This window comes from Paenibacillus sp. FSL R10-2771, assembly GCF_038000205.1.
GTDB lineage: Bacteria > Bacillota > Bacilli > Paenibacillales > Paenibacillaceae > Paenibacillus_AQ > Paenibacillus_AQ phytohabitans.
This window is the reverse complement of record NZ_JBBOBM010000001.1, coordinates 3,292,126-3,309,434: the sequence shown is the minus strand read 5'-3', so window position 1 is coordinate 3,309,434 and position 17,309 is coordinate 3,292,126. Positions and strand designations below refer to the sequence as shown.

The window sequence follows — 17,309 nt, the reverse complement described above, 5'->3', positions numbered from 1 at the left end:
ATAACATGCCGGAAATTTCTTGTCAAATTTTTTTTCAACTCAATAGTTAGGGGAGATATGGAATGGATGCTTTGGTTCTGGGTTTTGAGGAAATGGATAATACGCAGCTGCTGCTGGTTGGCGGCAAAGGGTTAAATCTGGGGATGTTATCAGGAATAGAAGGCATCCAAGTCCCCGAAGGCTTCTGTGTTACAACCGCAGCTTATCAGGAAGCAATCGTGCATAACGAAACCTATCATGTTCTACTGAACCGGCTAACCACACTGCGAGCGGACAACCGGGAGCAGATTAGAGAAATCAGCAGGGAGATCCGCCGGATGATTACGGAAGCAGAAATTCCGTCCGGGGTTGTAACAGCAGTTACACAGGTTCTCTCCCGGCTGGGGAGTGAACAGGCTTACGCGGTACGTTCCAGTGCGACTGCTGAGGATCTGCCGCATGCCTCTTTTGCCGGCCAGCAAGACACCTACTTAAATATTATCGGCGTTGATGCCATCCTCCAGCATATCAGCAAATGTTGGGCCTCACTATTCACGGACCGCGCGGTAATCTACCGGCTGCAGAATGGTTTTGACCACACTCAGGTCTATTTGTCAGTTATCGTTCAAAGAATGGTCTTCCCGCAGGCTTCGGGCATTCTGTTTACCGCTGATCCGGTTACGAATAACCGCAAGCTGCTGTCCATCGACGCCAGCTTTGGACTTGGAGAAGCATTGGTCTCAGGCCTGGTGTCTCCCGATTGTTATAAGGTGAAAGACGGGGAGATCGTCGATAAGCGGATTGCAGCCAAAAAACTGGCTATTTACGGACTGCCGCAAGGCGGTACTGAAACCCGGCAGCTTGATTCCGGCCAGCAACAAGCGCAGACGCTTACTGAAATGCAGATTTTGCAGCTCGCACATATCGGCAGACAAATCGAGACTTATTTTGGCTCACCCCAGGATATTGAATGGTGTCTGGCTGATGATACCTTCTATATTGTGCAGAGCCGGCCCATCACCACGCTATTCCCGATCCCTGAAGCCAGTGATCAAGAGAACCGCGCTTATGTATCTGTGGGTCATGGGCAAATGATGACAGATGCTATGAAGCCGCTGGGCCTGTCTTTTCACCTGTTAATAACTCCTGCTCCCATGCGTATAGCCGGCGGAAGACTGTTTGTCGATGTCACCTCCTATTTGGCTTCGCCCGCCAGAATGATGATCATTGATACCTTGGGGAAATCCGATCCGCTCGTCAAAGACGCGCTTATGACTATCGTGGAGCGGGGAGATTTCATACCCATCTCACCGCAAGCTGAAGCGGCCGCGCAGTCCGGCAAAAGCAATCCAGGTAAGCCGCCCGTTGGCGATCAAACACCTGCCGGCAGCGATCCGGCCATCGTTACGGAGCTGATCAAGAGTAATGCAGCATCGGTAGATGAGCTGAAACACAACATCAAGACGAAATCAGGCTCGGCTCTATTCGAGTTCATCCTTGAAGATATCCAGGAACTGAAGAGGGTTCTATTCGACCCGCAGAGTACGGCAGTGTTCATGGCCGCAATGGATTCTTCCGCATGGATTAACGAAAAAATGAACGAGTGGTTAGGTGAAATTAACGCGGCTGATACCCTTTCGCAATCAGTGCAGAACAATATTACTTCGGAAATGGGTCTGGAACTGATGGATGTCGCAGATGTAATTCGTGCCTTCCCGCAGGTCATTGATTATTTGCAGCAAGTACAAGAGGAGGACTTCCTGGACGGACTGATGAAGATAGAGGGCGGGCAAAAAACGTATGACACTCTAAATAATTATCTCAGCAAATATGGAATGCGCTGTACCGGAGAAATCGATATTACCAGAACCCGCTGGAGCGAGAAACCGGCGATACTGATCCCCATGATTCTTAGCAACATCAGGAACTTTGCACCGGATGCCAGCAGACAGAAATTTGAGCAGGGGCGGCAGGAAGCTTGGGAGAAAGAACAGGAGCTGTTAGACCGCTTGAAGCAGTTACCGGATGGAGTACACAAAGCCGAAGAAACCAAAGTAAGAATTGACCTGGTCCGGAATTACATCGGTTACCGGGAATATCCTAAATACGGCATGGTTAGCCGTTACCTGGTTTATAAGCAGGCGTTACTGAAAGAAGCCGGACGGCTCGTTCAAGCAGGTGTTATCCACGACAAAGAAGATATATACTACCTCAATTTTGAAGAGCTTCACGAAACCGTCCGCACGAATACAATCGATTACCGGCTCATCAATCAACGTAAAGAGGACTATAAATTATATGACAAGCTCACTCCCCCGCGTGTGATTACCTCTGATGGAGAAATCCTGTCCGGCCAGTACAAACGGGCTCATCTCCCGGCTGGAGCTATTGCAGGTCTGCCTGTTTCTTCCGGAGTGGTAGAAGGCAGGGCACGTGTGATCCTCAACATGGAAGAGGCTAAGCTGGAGGAGGGGGATATCCTGGTCACCTTGTTTACCGACCCCAGCTGGACTCCGTTGTTCGTCTCCATCAAAGGCCTAATTACAGAAGTCGGCGGACTGATGACCCATGGCGCAGTGATCGCACGGGAATACGGCTTACCGGCAGTTGTCGGAGTGGAGAATGCCACCAGACTCATCCAGGACGGGCAACGCATCCGTGTGCATGGAACCGAAGGGTATGTTGAAATATTGTGAGAAGAAAAATATTGACTTCGTGTGCACACGAAGCCCTAGACTAACTTTTAGGGTGAAACATGAGCCTTTGATGCTGAATGGATATGTTCCGGTATATCATATTTCTCACCGCATTCCGGATTATTGTTAACCGGATTCCAGGTGTCGTTCAATTGGCCAGCCAAGACACTATTGTAATAAGCCTTCTTTTCTTTAATGTGCATTAATTGAAGGTTGTACGCATGGATCTTTGCCTCTAGTTCTTTTTCTTGCTTTGCAACAAGCTCAGCCCTGTCAGGAATCGTCTCATCACCTTGTAAACACATAGCAATGTAATGTTTGACTTCTGAAATCGGCAATCCTGAAATACGAAAGGAGTGAACCATTCGTAGCCAATCCAGATCATGGTCAGAGAATAAACGGTTGTTTCTGCCATCTCTTGAAACGAAAGGAATTAATTGTTGGTCATCGTAGTAACGGATTGTATGTTTGGTAAGTCCGGTGATTTCTGCTACATCTTTAATCGTATATTTGGGTTCATGTAATGACTGATTCAAAATTTCGTACCTCCATGATATTGACTTCGAGTAACTCGAATACTTAATGAAGTTATTGTAACAATGTCGTTGCCGCTCATCAACTGGTAAGTTTAGAAATGAACTAATTAGAAAGAGGTAAGAAAATGAACACAAAATATAACAGCCTGTTCGAATCTTTCACATTCAAAAATGGGATTTCTCTTAGAAATAGGGTAGTAATGTCGCCTATGACCACCTGGGCCAGCAATGACGATTACACAATTTCAGATGGTGAAGTGAACTATTACAGAAGAAGAGTAACAGGTGTAGGTCTGGTTATAACAGGGTGTACACATGTTCAGCCTAATGGGATTGGTTTTACGAATGAATTTGCAGCCTATGACGATAAATTCATTCCAAGTTTACGTAGATTGGCGGATGCGGCAAAAAGCGGCGGAGCTGCTGCTGTGCTTCAAATTTTTCACGCAGGCAGCAAAGCACTCCCGGATCTTACCCCAAATAGAGATGTAGTTAGTTCAAGTGCTGTTGAGACGGAAGCTACAGGATTTGCTCCTTCCGTTATGCCGAGAGAGCTTTCGCACGATGAAGTATGGGAAGTCATTCATGCATTTGGAGAAACAACAAGACGAGCGATAGAAGCAGGGTTCGACGGGGTTGAAATTCATGGTGCACACGGATTTTTAGTTCAAAACTTTTTCTCTCCCTACTTCAACAGACGTGAGGATGATTGGGGAGGATCACTTGAGAACCGCCTTCGTTTTCCACTGGCAATCGTTAAGGAAATGAAAAGGGTTATTGAAAAGCATGCTGTTAAACCGTTTATTCTCGGTTACCGGATTTCTCCTGATGAACATCAAGAAGGCGGTATAAGGATGAAAGATACTTATGTATTGATTGACCGTCTGATTGAAGCAGAAGTTGATTATGTGCATGCTTCACTAGCTGATGCTCTATCCTCTAAGCCAGTTGATAGCCAAGATGATAGGACTTATCTTGAGTTGATCGTTGAACATGTGAATAGCCGGATTTCCCTACTGGCTGCGGGTTCTATGGTAACGCCCGATGATGCTGCAAAAGGATTAGATAAAGGACTTAACCTAGCTGTGATCGGACATGCGTTAATTACAGATCCAGATTGGATTGACAAGGTTCAAAGCGGACAGGAATCAGATATTCAAACAGCTATCAAGGCTTCCAATATTAATACCATTGATCTTCCGGAAAAACTATGGGCTGTCCTTCAAGCTTCAGGTCCGTGGTTTAAAATCGAAAATTAAACATGTTAAAACAACATTCCCTGTCTGAACAGTCTCGCTTTTCCAAACTTTTTGCCGCTCTACACATCGGGAAAGTCTTACGGCACGCGGGCATTTTCCACATTCTTTGGTCTTTCGAATATAAATGCCATTTCCTAATCATCAGCACGGGTAAAGAAGCTAAGGGGAACTTCGAAGAGCTGGAGAAGAATCCGGTATGGCAAAATCTAAAAGCTGTTAAAAACAATCATGTCTACCTCTTGGATGGACAAAAATGGCTCGATTACTCCTCCATTGGCCAAAGCATGGCGCTTGATGATGCTGAACATTTATTCAGCAAATAGCCCTATCACAAAAGATACTCCATCAGACAATATGTTTGATGGAGTATCTTTTTTTGTGGGCAAAAGCACACAGACTGATGGCTGGAGATGGTTTATTAGGCTATTTTATATAACCGAATTCAAACGAGTACACTTTCTCATGGGTAATATAGTCTTACTTTATTTAAACAAGAGGGGAGTCAATCAATGTCGCAAAATTAAATGGATGTCTATGACCATCGTTTACTGTCGTTTGGCCCATTACAAAGTGTACATGTTTACCATTCCCCACTGGAATAGCCGGTCCTGTTCTAATCTTTTTCAGATTATGAAAATGGTTCAGAAAATCAGTTTTGTTGAGATCAATTTCATGAACATGACTGCTTCCTACCCGGATGGCTTGCCCGGTCACGCCTGCGAAGCGATGGTTATGGCGGTCTGCACCTGCTTCAGCCAGTTTTGTACTCCCCTCAAATTCATGCACATGTCTCTGCGCCCGTGTGGAGTACAGTACTTTCTTCACCAATTTAGGATTCTTCTTCTGCATCCGTTACCAGCCTCCTTAGGATTCTTCACTTCATAACATCCTATTAAGGGAAGCGAATGTACGTGCTAGGCAACTTTCAGAGAATATAATGAATATTACAGATGGTCACCAAAAAGCCAAAGTGGGAATATGCTATCCCCATAGAAATTACAGGAAGGATGTTGCACGGATTGATAAGCGCTGACCCTGTGTATCAAATTTTGAAATTGCTTGGAGCAGAAAAAGAATCTCGTTTTCAGGAGCTAGGGATGGATCAGAGAGATATTACTATTGTATTAAAGCATATTCACCAAGCCCGTTATGCTAACCGAAAGTGGATTAACTCAAGCCGGCCTTGATTACATTGTTCTCGCTCTTAAAAGAGGAATTTAACAAGAACAAAGACCAAAATCAGCGCCCCTGTAAATGTCATTATATTCGCTTGCTTATTTTTACTTTTCAGATAGTTATATCCTCGATTAAAAATCAATGTACCGCATAACATTACCATCGACCATGAGCGTCTGGCTTGATCAACTGCACTATAGTCATTCGTCAATAAAGACAAGCTTAGGCCAAGAGTTGCTGCAGCGAACGTATACTAAGCGTTCTAAACGTTTTCTTCAAGCTATTTTCGACCACCTTCACATTTAAGTCTATCTGACTCAATTTTCGCAGAGTCAAAATCGAGTTGACCCCATACTGGGGTTAAGGTGGAGCATGTTTAAGTAAGGGTCTTGCCACCATAGAAAAACACTAATTCATTTGGTAAAGTGAGAGTGTCGAAGCTTCCACTAAACCACAGAAAATGTGTCCTACCCATGATAAAGCAAAAGCTGTCTCTAGATCAACTCCCGCCTGAAATGAGGCCTGCTTTTCAGGAGCTCGGTGTACTGAAGCACCTGAGAAAATCAGGATTCAAAAAGGCTTTCGGCTATACCTGTTCCCATCTGTTCCTGCTCGTTTTCGTGCTACTCTTCCATCAGAAAAACTGGTTTCGCCTGCTGGAAAGTGCCAAAGGTGAAATCTTTCCTGGCAAAGATACGGTCTATCGGTTTCTCAATCATAGCGGCTTCGCTTGGCGGCGCTTCTTGACTTCGCTCAGCAGTGACACTGTGTAGCGGGTCGAAACCCTGACTTCCGTCACGAGAACCTCCGTGTTCATTGTGGACGATTCCATGTTTGAACGAAATCGGAGCAAAACTGTAGAATTGTTGGCTCGTTTCAAGGATCACGCGACGGGTGCTTACTATAAAGGGTTTCGTATGCTGACTTTGGGCTGGTCAGACGGCCATACGTTTCTCCCTTTGGACTTCGCTTTGCTGAGTTCCATAAAGGCCGGACTTACCGGCATGAATCCGGGAATCGACAAGTGCTCCTGCGGGTACAAACGCCGGAAGGAAGCATTACTTTCTGCCCCACATCTGGTTTCCGAACTGCTGGATCGGGCCATCGATTCCGGGGTTTCTGCAGCTTACGAACTTATGGATATCTGGTTCACGCATGCCCCCCTAATCGGGCGGATTGTAGACTGAGATCTTCATATCATTGGTATGGTAAAAAACGAGTGGCTAGCTATTCTATCGACGGATCTGACGCTAACGGCACCGGAAATGATTAAAATCTACGCTCTTCGCTGGGACATCGAAGTCTTTTTTAAATGCGCTAAATCCTTGTTACGTCTGCAAAAGAGTTTCAAGGTCGCTCCTACGGTTTGCTAATTAGCCATACAACGATTGTCTTTTCCCGCTATATTCTGCTGGTCTGGCAGCATCGGCAAAGTACCGATCAACGGACGCTCGGCGGACTGTTTTATTTGCTTTGTGATGAAGTCGGCACTTTGGACTGGGCCCTTGCTTTACAACAACTGGTGGAATTGATGAACGAAATCGCCAATCAACTCGGCAAGAAACTATTCGCCATGATTAAAAGTCAACTCCAGCACTGGATCTCCGCTCTGCCCAATTCAAAAAGGCGATAACGGATTCATTAGGCTGTCGCCTTTTTTGCGCATGGAATCAACGTTATGTTTAATTATTCTTAGGATTTTGCTAATGTCGAATCCAAATAGAATTTTTCTTGACCTTGAAGTATACATCAACCCTTATAATGCAAATACAGTAATCATTCAGCATGACAGGAGGGGGAACGATGAGTGTACAAGTATATACAAAAAAACGTTCAACTAAGAGTTTTCTGTTTGAGAAGTATTTAGCTTTACGAAACACAAAAAAAGGCTTTTCAAGTATTGAAAACACGACCCAGTTTGTAAAACGGGTAGGCCTAGAAAACAGTAAACCCTATATAATTGCTGATGTTAAATTCATCAGCGGAATTACGGAGGAAGTGTTTGAGGGAATTAAGGTTTTTACAATAAATGACCAACAATCCTTGACGCAAAAAGTAATTCTCTATATCCATGGCGGTGCTTGGGTCAACCAGCCTTTAAGCTTTCACTGGATGTTCATGGATAGAATGGCACAGTCGCTTAATGCGAAAATAATTGCCCCTATTTATCCTAAAATTCCTAACTTTAATTATAAGAATACCTATCCGAAGCTCCTTAACCTGTATAAAGATATTCTGGGAACCGTTCAAAGTCCGGAACAATTGACGATTATGGGCGATTCAGCAGGCGGAAACATCTCACTGGGTCTGGCCCATCTGCTCCAAATGAATGATATTCCCCAGCCCAAGGACATCATTCTATTGTCTGCCTGTGTGGATATGGGGCTTACTAACCCGCTTATTCCTGAATATGAAAAGAAGGACCCGATGCTGTCGGTGGGTGGAATGGAAGTCATTACAAGGATCTGGGCGGATGATAAAAGCTTAAGCGATCCTATAATCAGTCCCATCTACGGGGACTTTGAAGGCCTCGGAAGAATCACTCACTTTATCGGAACGCACGAAGGGCTATATCCCGATGCCATGAAACTGGATGACAAGCTAACCGGGCAGGGAATTGAAATCAATACCTTTGTATATCCCAAAATGAACCATGTGTTTGTGATCATGCCCATCCCCGAAGCGATAGATGCCCAGCGGAAGATTATTGAGATTATTAAGAGCTAGGAGATTGTTATTGCAGACTTAGTGTTGACTTCTATATTATGGTATATTTACCCCTATAGATCACCAGCTGGATAATGGCATTCTGGAGAGAGGGGTGTATATGAGACTAGCTAAATATTTGAAGTTATCAATGATTGTCTTATTCGTTCTAATGATTGGTTCAGCATGCCAAAACAACCAGGAAGGAGGGCTGGACGGTTATATTTCATTAGATGAATTAACGGATTTATCGGAAAAGGGCAACACATTGGATTGGAGCGATTTGAACAAATATTCTTTTGAAGATACCGGTTCAGGATTATATATAAGGAATTATCCCATTGAAGGAGGGCGCCAGCTTGTACTTACGGGTAGAAGCCTGGAAAGTCCGCCGGAGAGAGTATATGTGATTAATCAAAGCGGCAAGGAGTTAGATTTCAATCCAGACAGCCTGAGCGAATGGAGTCGTTGAACTAAAATTCATCATAAGCAAAGAAGCCTCTCCTATAGCGTCCTATAGGGGGGCTTCTTTGCTTATAGCGATAAAACAAATTTCACCTTTTATTGATAGTCAGGCAGCCAGTCACCGTGGGCAGCGATCAGCTCATCACACATATTAATGATATCATCCATCGATAGCTCTGCTGAAGTATGCGGATCCAGCATGGCTGCATGGTAGATATGCTCTTTCTTGCGTGTCATGGCGGCCTCAATCGTTAGCAGTTGTGTATTGATATTCGTCCGGTTCAGTGCGGCACATTGCGGAGGCAAATCGCCTACGTAGGTCGGAGTTACTCCACTGCGGTCAACCAGACAAGGCACCTCGACACAGGCTTCTTTGGGCAGATTAGGAATCAGTCCTGTGTTCATAACGTTGCCGCCGATCTTAAACGGCACATTAGTCTCCATCGCTTCCAGAATATAAGAGGCGTATTCATGTGAACGTTCATGCGCAAGCTCCTGATTATTCACCAGCTCCTCACGCATCTGTTCCCAGCGACTAATCTGTTCTACACAGCGGCGCGGATATTCGTCTAGAGGGATCTGGAACCGCTCAATCAGCTCGGGATAATTTCTTTTGATGAAATACGGATGGTATTCGGCATTATGCTCGGAGGATTCTGTAATGTAATAGCCGAATTTCAGCATCATCTCATAGCGGACCATATCACCGTGAGGCTCAAGCTGCTTCTCTGCAGCGAGGCGTTTGATCTCCGGGTACAAGTCCTTGCCGTCCTTGGTAACCTTGAGCAGCCAGGCCATGTGGTTGATACCGGCAATCGTCGCCTGTACACCTTCCTGTTCTATCCCGAGGTGACTGAATAATCCGGGGATACATTGCTGCACGCTGTGGCATAATCCCACCGTATTCACTCCGCCGTAAGTGTTCATCACATTCGTTAGAACGGCCATCGGGTTCGTGTAGTTCAGGAACAGCGCATCCGGACAGACCTCACGAATATCCGCAGCGAAATCGAGCATGACCGGAATCGTGCGCAAATTGCGGAATAATCCTCCGATGCCTGCAGTGTCCGCAATAGTCTGACGCAAGCCGTATTTCTTCGGAATTTCAAAATCTGTAATGGTGCATGGATCATATCCCCCGACCTGAATGGCATTGATTACATATTTGGCGCCGCGCAGCGCTTCTTTGCGGTCGGTATAGGCGATGATGGTACAGGTGCTGCCGCCGCTGTTCTTCAGATTCGTGAGCATATTCTCGGAGTCTTTGAGCCGCTGAAGGTCAATATCATACAAGGCAAGCTCGAACCCCTGCAGGGCAGGTGTAGCCATGATATCCCCCAGGACGTTTTTGGCAAAAACCGTGCTGCCGGCACCGATAAATGTAATTTTGGACATTAGACATTAGCCTCCTGTAAGTTGCGGAATACGCTTCATTCATTTGGGAATATGAATCTTAATCCGAATGATAATCGTTGGTTTAGAAGCTTTTTCCGCTGTTTTCTTCTATAATCACTATAGAATAGAACCGAAGGCACGACTATGGAGAAAGACAAGATGAATATGGAGGAATGTTGCATATGAATCCGGACCATTATGATTTCACTTTAGGGATTAATCTTACACCTGAGGAGCAGGATCTGTCTGTCCTGTTCAGCGGGGAGGCAAGGCCTTATCCCGGCCATAAAATTGGACCTTCCGTTCACGATTTTTATTTGATACATACTGTCCTGGAAGGGGAGGGCCTGTTTCAAAGCGGGACGTTCTCTGCCGAGTGCAGGAGTGGGGACACCTTCGTTATTTTCCCGGGTGCGCTCTTCAGTTATCAGGCAGATGGGGATATCCCATGGCATTATGCGTGGGTAGCCTTACAGGGGATAGGCGTTCAAGAACTTCTATCGGCTGTAGGCATTACAAGGGAACAGCCCTTCATGCATTCCGGTAATGTCACAGAGCTTCACAGCTTGTACGAACGTATCCGGCATGCCTTCCAGCAGTCTGCTTACCCGCGGCTGGAGAGTCTGGAGGCTTCAGGCTGGGCACGGCTGCTGCTTCATCAATTCGGGCTGGGTAATTTAAGCGCGCTGCCCCTGCACCCTGCCGAAATGCCCGAGATTATTGACCGGCAGATTGACCAGGCTATCCGCTGGATTTCGCTGCAGTTCCACCAGCAGATTAGTATTGATCACCTGGCATCCTCACTCGGCTACCACCGGGTGCATCTGTCCAAAGCCTTCAAGCAGCGAACCGGCTTCTCGCCCAAACAGTTTCTGCTCAAAAAGCGGATGGACAAGGCCAGACAACTACTCGGGTCTCCCCTGACCATTGAGCAGGTGGCTTCGTCCGTGGGCTTCAATGATGCGCTGTATTTCTCCAAGCAATTCCGCAAGCACACCGGCATGCCGCCGAGCGAGTACCGGGCGGGTCTGAGAAGTGGGGAATAGCTGGGGCAAGGTAGAGATTGGTGGTGTTTGAGTATGAAAAACAGAGATTGGTTATTCGCAGAAGAGAATCGAATTCATAATTTCCGGAGCTCCGGAGTTTTGCTTCATGAGGGTAAAATTCAAACGGATGAATCCAGATTGATATTCCAGTGGGTTGATATCAACGAATTACTGGACTATAAGGTTTACCCTGAGTTTCTTCAGAATAAAATCTCGAATTTAGCAGATGGGGTGGAGCACTTTGTAACCCGTGACTAAGTAAAAGGGATAAGCCGTATACAAGTACCAAATACCTGCCGAGCCTTATGCTTGGCGGGTTATTTTGTTTTTTCACACGCAAATCCCGAAGCTGTTCAGAAATTGTTCATATGTCAGGTTTACAGTTACTTAAACTGCTGTCGGCGCAGTTCTCCCACAAGTTGCGCAGGCAATGGCATGAAGCTTCAAACACAATCGATGACGAAAAAGGAGGAAGTATTCATCAATGAAAATGAAAAAGATTAGCATTTGGCTCGTACTTATTCTATTGGTTACCCAATGGACAACAAGCTTTGGCTCTTTCACTGAACGTGCTCATGCAGAACCCAGTGAAATTACGGAAAATTTGATCACCAGCGTTTCTCTGGCCGTGTATACGGATGAGCACTACTCAGAGACAGTCACCGGAAATGTATATCAGCTGGATTCCTATTCCGAGCTGAATTACACGTGGTCATTAGCAGACGGGCACGGTTATGAAGCAGGCTCCACTTTTGAATTTAATATACCCGATCCGTTTGAGCTTTATAGTGATTTGGATGGGGATCTTCTATTTGGTGGAGATACAGTAGGCACCTATCATGTCGATAAAGGTAATAATCATGTTGTCTTTACGTTTAATGAATTTATTGAACAATATGATCAAGTGCAGGGGACCTTTACTGTCCGTTCACTGCTTAGCTCCAAAAAAATAAGCGGGTCGACCACACAGCTTGTGGAGTTCCCGATCAATGGCGGTACCCAGGTAATTGAACTTCATTTCAAGCCTAACGTCAGTTCAACTGTAGAGAAGAAAGGTACTCCATTGCCTCAATTCTACAATCCGACGCAAATCGGCTGGACCGTCGATGTCAACAAGGTCTTGGAAAATGTGGGCAACGCTGCCGTTACCGATGAGATTCCGGACGGGTTGACGCTTGATACAAGCTCCATTGTTGTCCGTGAACTTGAAGTGAAGCTGGACGGTACAGTTATAGCAGGTGACATTATTCCGGGTAGCAGTTATGATGCCTCCGGGTCCACACCGGCGAAGCTGGAATTAAAATTTAAACAGAGCCCGATCACCAAGGCGTATCGTGTAGAATTCACCACCGATATTACAGCCAGCGGTGAGGATGCGGTCAGCTATGAGAATACAGCTATTTTTACGGGAGACAACGGTTTATCTAAAGAATCGAAGACTACCGTAACCGTTGGCCGTGGGAAGCCGCTTACCAAAGTAACAAACGGCTACGATCCTGCAACCCAGACTCTTGGCTGGGCAATTGAATTCAATTACAATGAAAAGTTTATTTCGGCAAACGACGCGGTTCTGAAGGATACCATTGACCTCAAACAGGAACTCATTCCAGATTCGCTGAAGGTGTACCCGGTGACTATTGCGGCCGATGGTAAAGGGGTCAAAGATGCCCAGCCTCTTCCGGATAATAAATACACGGTTACAGATTCAGTGGTAGATGGTAAATATCATTTTGAACTCAAATTCAATGATGATATTGATTCTGCTTACCGCATCGAATATAAAACTAAAGCGCCGGAACGTGTTTTTGAAAATGGCAAGGTCACTAATACAGTGACTTACGGTGAACATTCGGACTCAGCTTCCCAGAATATCACCCAACAAATATTGGTCAAGGGTAACAGCGAAAAAGATTATCTGAACAAGACAGTACGTTGGACAATTACGATCAACAAAGATTCAAAGACGATGGAAAATCTGAAAGTAACGGATACCTTCGTTAACGCAGGACTCAAGCTGGTAACGGGAAGCCTTACGATTAAACCGGTCGCTGGAGGTCCCGCAGTCGCCACTGAGGTTGTTTATACCGACCATGATCCTGTGGCGGTGAACGACGGGTTCACGATTACTTTTAAAGCTCCGATCTCTGAACCGTATACCATCACATACCTCACTAAGTTTAACTTTGATTGGTTGGCGGAGGATAAAAACCAGTTTGTCAATCAGGCATTGCTGGAATGGGTGGAGAATGGTCAGAGTCGGACCATCAAGACAACATCAACATTCGATCCAAGAGCAGAAGTTAAGAATAACGGTCTCAAGAACGGTTCGTACAATGCCTTCACCAAAGAGATTACCTGGAATGTCGGGGCCAACTATAATATGAAAACCCTGACTAATGCTAAACTGGTGGACACGATCAGCAGCGGTCAAGTTGTGGTTCCGGATTCCGTTAAGGTATTCAAATGGATCTACGGTACCAATGGAGACCCTTCAGAGGACGTAAACGTCGATGAAAAGGACTACAACGTAACTCTGAAAGACGGGAAGCTTGATGTAAGCTTTAACAAAACGATCAATTATGCATTTTACGTTACCTTTAAGACTACTTTCGCTGATAAGGTTATTGACGTAAAGACTGTCGATAATACAGCAGTACTATATGATGGTACGACCAAGGAATCCGCAGACCTGAATGCTTCGGTCAACATTCCTAATGGAGGCGAATATATCGCCAAGACAGGCGCACAAAACAACAATAAGATTGACTGGACGGTGTATATCAACCGTAATCAATCCGTTGTGAGGGATGCAGTAGTAACAGATATTCCTAGTGAGAATCAAATTCTGCTCACTAATACTTATCATCTCTACAAGACTAATGTTGCAGACAACGGGACGATAACACCCACTAGCGAGGAACTGACACGAGACACTGATTATACGCTGGAATTCTTGAAAGACAGTGAAGGCAAAGAAAGCTTCGAACTGAAGTTTACCAAAGAAATCTCGGAAGCTTATATTCTTCAGTACCAATCTGTGATCACTGCACAAAATAATGAAACAGTCAGCAACGAGGTAGAGCTCACAGGTAAGAATGTGAAAGAGGTTACCAAAGAAACCAATTCTGAAGTTAAAGTTCAGCTCTCGAGCGGTTCAGGCACAGGCAGTGGTGTCAGAGGCACGCTCAGCATTGAAAAGATTGATGCCAGTGATCCTAGCAATACGCTCAAAGGAGCTGCCTTTGACTTATTCCGCGTCATCGGCAATGAGCAGATTTGGATTAATGAGGGAGTAACAGATGATGCAGGTAAGCTTGAATTCACGAAACTACTTGGTGGCGATTATGCAGTAGTTGAAAAAATTGCACCTGCAGGTTATCTGTTAGATACGACACCTCATGCAGTTAAAATTAATTCAACTACAGCCATAGATCTGCAAATAAAAAACAAAACATCAGCGACGCCAACACCATCGCCATCGGCCACACCGACACCGACTGTTGCGCCAACACCATCGCCGACAGCGACACCAACAGTAGCGCCAACACCATCACCAACAGCAACACCATCGCCAACACCAACAGCAACGCCAACACCATCACCGACGGCAACGCCGACTGTTGCGCCAACACCATCACCAACAGCAACACCATCGCCAACAGCAACAGCAACACCAACAGCAACGCCAACACCATCACCGACGGCAACGCCGACTGTTGCGCCAACACCATCGCCAACAGTGGCACCGACACCATCGCCGACAGCAACACCAACAGTAGCGCCAACATCATCACCAACAGCAACACCGACGGCAACGCCGACTGTTGCGCCAACACCAGTGCCAACCGTAACACCAACAGTAGCGCCAACACCAGTACCAACAACAACACCGACGGTTGCGCCAACACCAGTACCAACAACAACACCGACTGTTGCACCAACACCAGTGCCAACAGCAACGCCGACTGTTGCACCAACAGCAACGCCAGCTCCAACAGAACCAACGGCGCCAACAGCAACACCATATGTGCCGTCAACGCCGTCATCAACGCCAACAACTCCTTCAATACCAGGAGTCATAGTCACTCCGGGTCCAACAGTTGTTCCAACGGTGACACCATCAGTTTCACCATCGGCTTCACCAGAACCTACAAGTGAACCGACAAATGCACCGACAGCAACACCTGTAATTAGCAGTCCTCCAAGTCCACAGCCAACAGCTGTCAACACAATAGAGGACATTCCGGTCGAGGGTGAAATCCCGCTTGGGGGAATTCCTAGCCTTGGTGATGAGCCTGAACATGGAACCGTCGTGATTACACCAGACGGGAAATGGAAGTACACACCTGACCCTGGCTATACCGGAAAAGACAAGTTCACTATTATCGTTAGCGATAATGGAGAGGACCAGGAGATCGAGATCGAAGTAGTGGTAGATGAAGTGCCTAAAGGAACAATAGATGAACCTTCACAAAATGAACCAACGAATCAAGGCGGTCTGCCGGGTAAGCTGCCTCAGACCGGTGAAGAAAGTCCGATAGGCATGTACCTAGCCGGAATGGGTCTGATCATCCTTGGTTTCGTGCTCTCGAAGAGATTTAAGACACGCAAGTAGAAACGGCTTTGCAATCCTTTTTAAAGAACAGTTTTCAAAAAAAATAATGGTAAACAAAAGACCGCCGCTTCTAATTGAAGCGGCGGTCTTTCAGGTCTTTCAGGTCACTCCGTTCGCTTACCGTACGTTTTCTTCCAATAGTCCAGCCATTGCGGATAATCGGTTCCTTTTATCTCGTTCAATGTTTTTCCATCTATTGAATACTCTCCGCCCGCCATGATTAGATTTTTGATTTTACTTCTTGGACCGGAGGTTCCGCCTATAACATCACCGTCTACAAGCATGACAACCACAGAAATAAAGTAATCTTCCGGGCTAAACAACTTTTCCAGCGGATGATCCTTTACAAGAAAATCATAAGAGACGATTTCTTTCCCGAAATAGGCAGAAGGTTCTTTCTCCTGAACTGCCCAGAGCAGCATATAATCCAGGTTTTCAAGCATATTCTGCTCCAAGGTATATTTTGCGACCTCTCCTTCATCCGCAACAATTGTGTAACCAAGAGCTTGAAGATAATCGGCGGCGATTTGTTCGTCGGTCTTTCCCGCCGCGGAATCTTCATTGTTGCATCCTATCATTGTTATCAGCACAAGGCATAGAAGAGGGAATACCCATCCTTTTCGTCTCATTATATTCGGACCATTCTCATTCCAATGTGCCTGAGGCTCTTCTTCTTTGAGTCGGTATGGCTATTAGTGGAACAGCAAAGGCAAGAGATAATCCGAATAAAATAATTGGCAGAAGCAAAGAGGTCTGATTGTCAGAAGGAGAGACATTGGGGCCGCCACCGACTAAAATCACTCCGTCATTTGAATTTCGATTCAAATTATTAAGAGAATCCACAGACTCGCTGATAACATTCAGGATCTCTGCAGGACTTATACTCTCATCATTTGTTAAATTGATATATTCCTCATTAATCGTACTATTAGTATAGACATAATTTAGATTATAACGTTTATCATCAATAAGCTCGAATTTACCGTTTCCAGCATACTCAGCTTCGATCCGTTTAATTGCACTGTCAAAATCATCATGGTTACTGATGTTGAAAATTTTCCAGGCACCTGATTCAAAAGTGGCATCGACCACCGCAACCTGAGTTCCCTCTAAATAAAGCGGGAATTTATAACCAGTCAATTCATGTGAAAGTGAATCTCCGTGGACATTCACTTGATAATAGGCAACTCCTTCTCCCAAAGTTGCTTCATGAAAGCTTGCTTTGTCGCTGCCGTGAAAGCTAGTCTTCTGGGCTTCAAGAGTATCAGCATAATACTCTGTATATTCCCTAGCAATCGCCCCCTTGATATCTGCCCCAGCTGTCTCCAGACTTGAATCTGCATATACAACATTTCCCAATGTGAATAGAGCAAATAAAATAGTTAATATAATGGCGCGAATTTTCAAAAAAAACCCTCCTTAATTGATAGTGATTA

General features: G+C 45.5%; 13 protein-coding genes and 1 pseudogene. 9 read left to right on the top strand and 5 right to left on the bottom strand.

Annotated features, from left to right (window positions below):
* Nucleotides 1–62 precede the first annotated feature (62 nt).
* A complete protein-coding gene (gene ppsA / locus NSU14_RS14130) occupies nt 63–2,675 on the top strand; it encodes a phosphoenolpyruvate synthase (protein WP_340945629.1) in 2,613 nt (870 codons plus the stop codon).
* A gap of 47 nt (nt 2,676–2,722) precedes the next feature.
* On the opposite strand, the gene NSU14_RS14125 is transcribed toward ppsA, so the two are convergent.
* A complete protein-coding gene (locus NSU14_RS14125; protein ID WP_052421872.1) occupies nt 2,723–3,211 on the bottom strand; it encodes a MerR family transcriptional regulator in 489 nt (162 codons plus the stop codon).
* Nucleotides 3,212–3,336: 125 nt separating this feature from the next.
* Between NSU14_RS14125 and NSU14_RS14120 the strand changes: the two genes are divergently transcribed.
* Nucleotides 3,337–4,470: an NADH-dependent flavin oxidoreductase gene (locus NSU14_RS14120; protein WP_042137355.1), complete on the top strand. Its 1,134-nt coding sequence runs from the start codon at nt 3,337–3,339 to the stop codon at nt 4,468–4,470.
* A gap of 2 nt (nt 4,471–4,472) precedes the next feature.
* Nucleotides 4,473–4,793, top strand: coding sequence for an ABC transporter substrate-binding protein (locus tag NSU14_RS14115; RefSeq protein ID WP_042137356.1), 321 nt, complete (start codon nt 4,473–4,475; stop codon nt 4,791–4,793).
* A 163-nt stretch (nt 4,794–4,956) separates the two neighbouring features.
* Here NSU14_RS14115 and NSU14_RS14110 read toward each other — a convergent pair whose 3' ends face one another.
* Complete coding sequence (locus NSU14_RS14110) at nt 4,957–5,319, bottom strand: YmaF family protein (protein WP_042137358.1); 363 nt, start codon at nt 5,317–5,319, stop codon at nt 4,957–4,959.
* 101 nt (nt 5,320–5,420) lie between these two features.
* Here NSU14_RS14110 and NSU14_RS14105 point away from each other — a divergent pair, with 101 nt between their 5' ends.
* The 4 genes and pseudogenes from NSU14_RS14105 to NSU14_RS14090 all read left to right on the top strand — a co-directional run bounded on the left by NSU14_RS14105 (nt 5,421) and on the right by NSU14_RS14090 (nt 8,824).
* On the top strand, nt 5,421–5,657 hold the full coding sequence (locus NSU14_RS14105) for a hypothetical protein (protein WP_042137360.1): 237 nt from the start codon (nt 5,421–5,423) through the stop codon (nt 5,655–5,657).
* A 462-nt stretch (nt 5,658–6,119) separates the two neighbouring features.
* Nucleotides 6,120–7,279: pseudogene (locus NSU14_RS14100) on the top strand (IS4 family transposase).
* A 170-nt stretch (nt 7,280–7,449) separates the two neighbouring features.
* On the top strand, nt 7,450–8,373 hold the full coding sequence (locus NSU14_RS14095) for an alpha/beta hydrolase fold domain-containing protein (RefSeq protein ID WP_042137362.1): 924 nt from the start codon (nt 7,450–7,452) through the stop codon (nt 8,371–8,373).
* Between the two features lie 100 nt (nt 8,374–8,473).
* Entirely contained in the window at nt 8,474–8,824 is a 351-nt protein-coding gene (locus tag NSU14_RS14090) for a hypothetical protein (RefSeq protein WP_042137363.1), read from the top strand.
* Nucleotides 8,825–8,913: 89 nt separating this feature from the next.
* Here NSU14_RS14090 and NSU14_RS14085 read toward each other — a convergent pair whose 3' ends face one another.
* Nucleotides 8,914–10,212 (bottom strand): alpha-glucosidase/alpha-galactosidase, encoded by a 1,299-nt coding sequence (locus NSU14_RS14085; protein WP_336100381.1) that lies wholly within the window; start codon nt 10,210–10,212, stop codon nt 8,914–8,916.
* A gap of 182 nt (nt 10,213–10,394) precedes the next feature.
* Here NSU14_RS14085 and NSU14_RS14080 point away from each other — a divergent pair, with 182 nt between their 5' ends.
* Both NSU14_RS14080 and NSU14_RS14075 read left to right on the top strand, forming a co-directional pair.
* A complete protein-coding gene (locus NSU14_RS14080; RefSeq protein ID WP_197074374.1) occupies nt 10,395–11,258 on the top strand; it encodes a helix-turn-helix domain-containing protein in 864 nt (287 codons plus the stop codon).
* A gap of 484 nt (nt 11,259–11,742) precedes the next feature.
* Nucleotides 11,743–15,873, top strand: a complete 4,131-nt coding sequence (locus NSU14_RS14075) for a collagen binding domain-containing protein (RefSeq protein ID WP_340945620.1) — start codon at nt 11,743–11,745, stop codon at nt 15,871–15,873.
* Nucleotides 15,874–15,977: 104 nt separating this feature from the next.
* Here the strand turns inward: NSU14_RS14075 and NSU14_RS14070 are convergent, their stop codons facing one another.
* A complete protein-coding gene (locus tag NSU14_RS14070) occupies nt 15,978–16,463 on the bottom strand; it encodes a hypothetical protein (RefSeq protein ID WP_156118637.1) in 486 nt (161 codons plus the stop codon).
* A 55-nt stretch (nt 16,464–16,518) separates the two neighbouring features.
* The gene (locus NSU14_RS14065) at nt 16,519–17,280 is read right to left on the bottom strand and encodes a hypothetical protein (protein ID WP_340945617.1); all 762 of its coding nucleotides are present in this window, start codon (nt 17,278–17,280) and stop codon (nt 16,519–16,521) included.
* Nucleotides 17,281–17,309 lie beyond the last annotated feature (29 nt).

What these genes read in the sequence shown, in the direction of transcription:
- NSU14_RS14110 (WP_042137358.1), bottom strand. Translation starts at nt 5,319, where the DNA reads ATGCAGAAGAAGAATCCTAAATTGGTGAAGAAAGTACTGTACTCCACA.
- NSU14_RS14115 (WP_042137356.1), top strand. Translation starts at nt 4,473, where the DNA reads ATGTTAAAACAACATTCCCTGTCTGAACAGTCTCGCTTTTCCAAACTT.
- NSU14_RS14095 (WP_042137362.1), top strand. Translation starts at nt 7,450, where the DNA reads ATGAGTGTACAAGTATATACAAAAAAACGTTCAACTAAGAGTTTTCTG.
- NSU14_RS14090 (WP_042137363.1), top strand. Translation starts at nt 8,474, where the DNA reads ATGAGACTAGCTAAATATTTGAAGTTATCAATGATTGTCTTATTCGTT.
- NSU14_RS14120 (WP_042137355.1), top strand. Translation starts at nt 3,337, where the DNA reads ATGAACACAAAATATAACAGCCTGTTCGAATCTTTCACATTCAAAAAT.
- NSU14_RS14080 (WP_197074374.1), top strand. Translation starts at nt 10,395, where the DNA reads ATGAATCCGGACCATTATGATTTCACTTTAGGGATTAATCTTACACCT.
- ppsA (WP_340945629.1), top strand. Translation starts at nt 63, where the DNA reads ATGGATGCTTTGGTTCTGGGTTTTGAGGAAATGGATAATACGCAGCTG.
- NSU14_RS14085 (WP_336100381.1), bottom strand. Translation starts at nt 10,212, where the DNA reads ATGTCCAAAATTACATTTATCGGTGCCGGCAGCACGGTTTTTGCCAAA.
- NSU14_RS14075 (WP_340945620.1), top strand. Translation starts at nt 11,743, where the DNA reads ATGAAAATGAAAAAGATTAGCATTTGGCTCGTACTTATTCTATTGGTT.
- NSU14_RS14105 (WP_042137360.1), top strand. Translation starts at nt 5,421, where the DNA reads ATGGTCACCAAAAAGCCAAAGTGGGAATATGCTATCCCCATAGAAATT.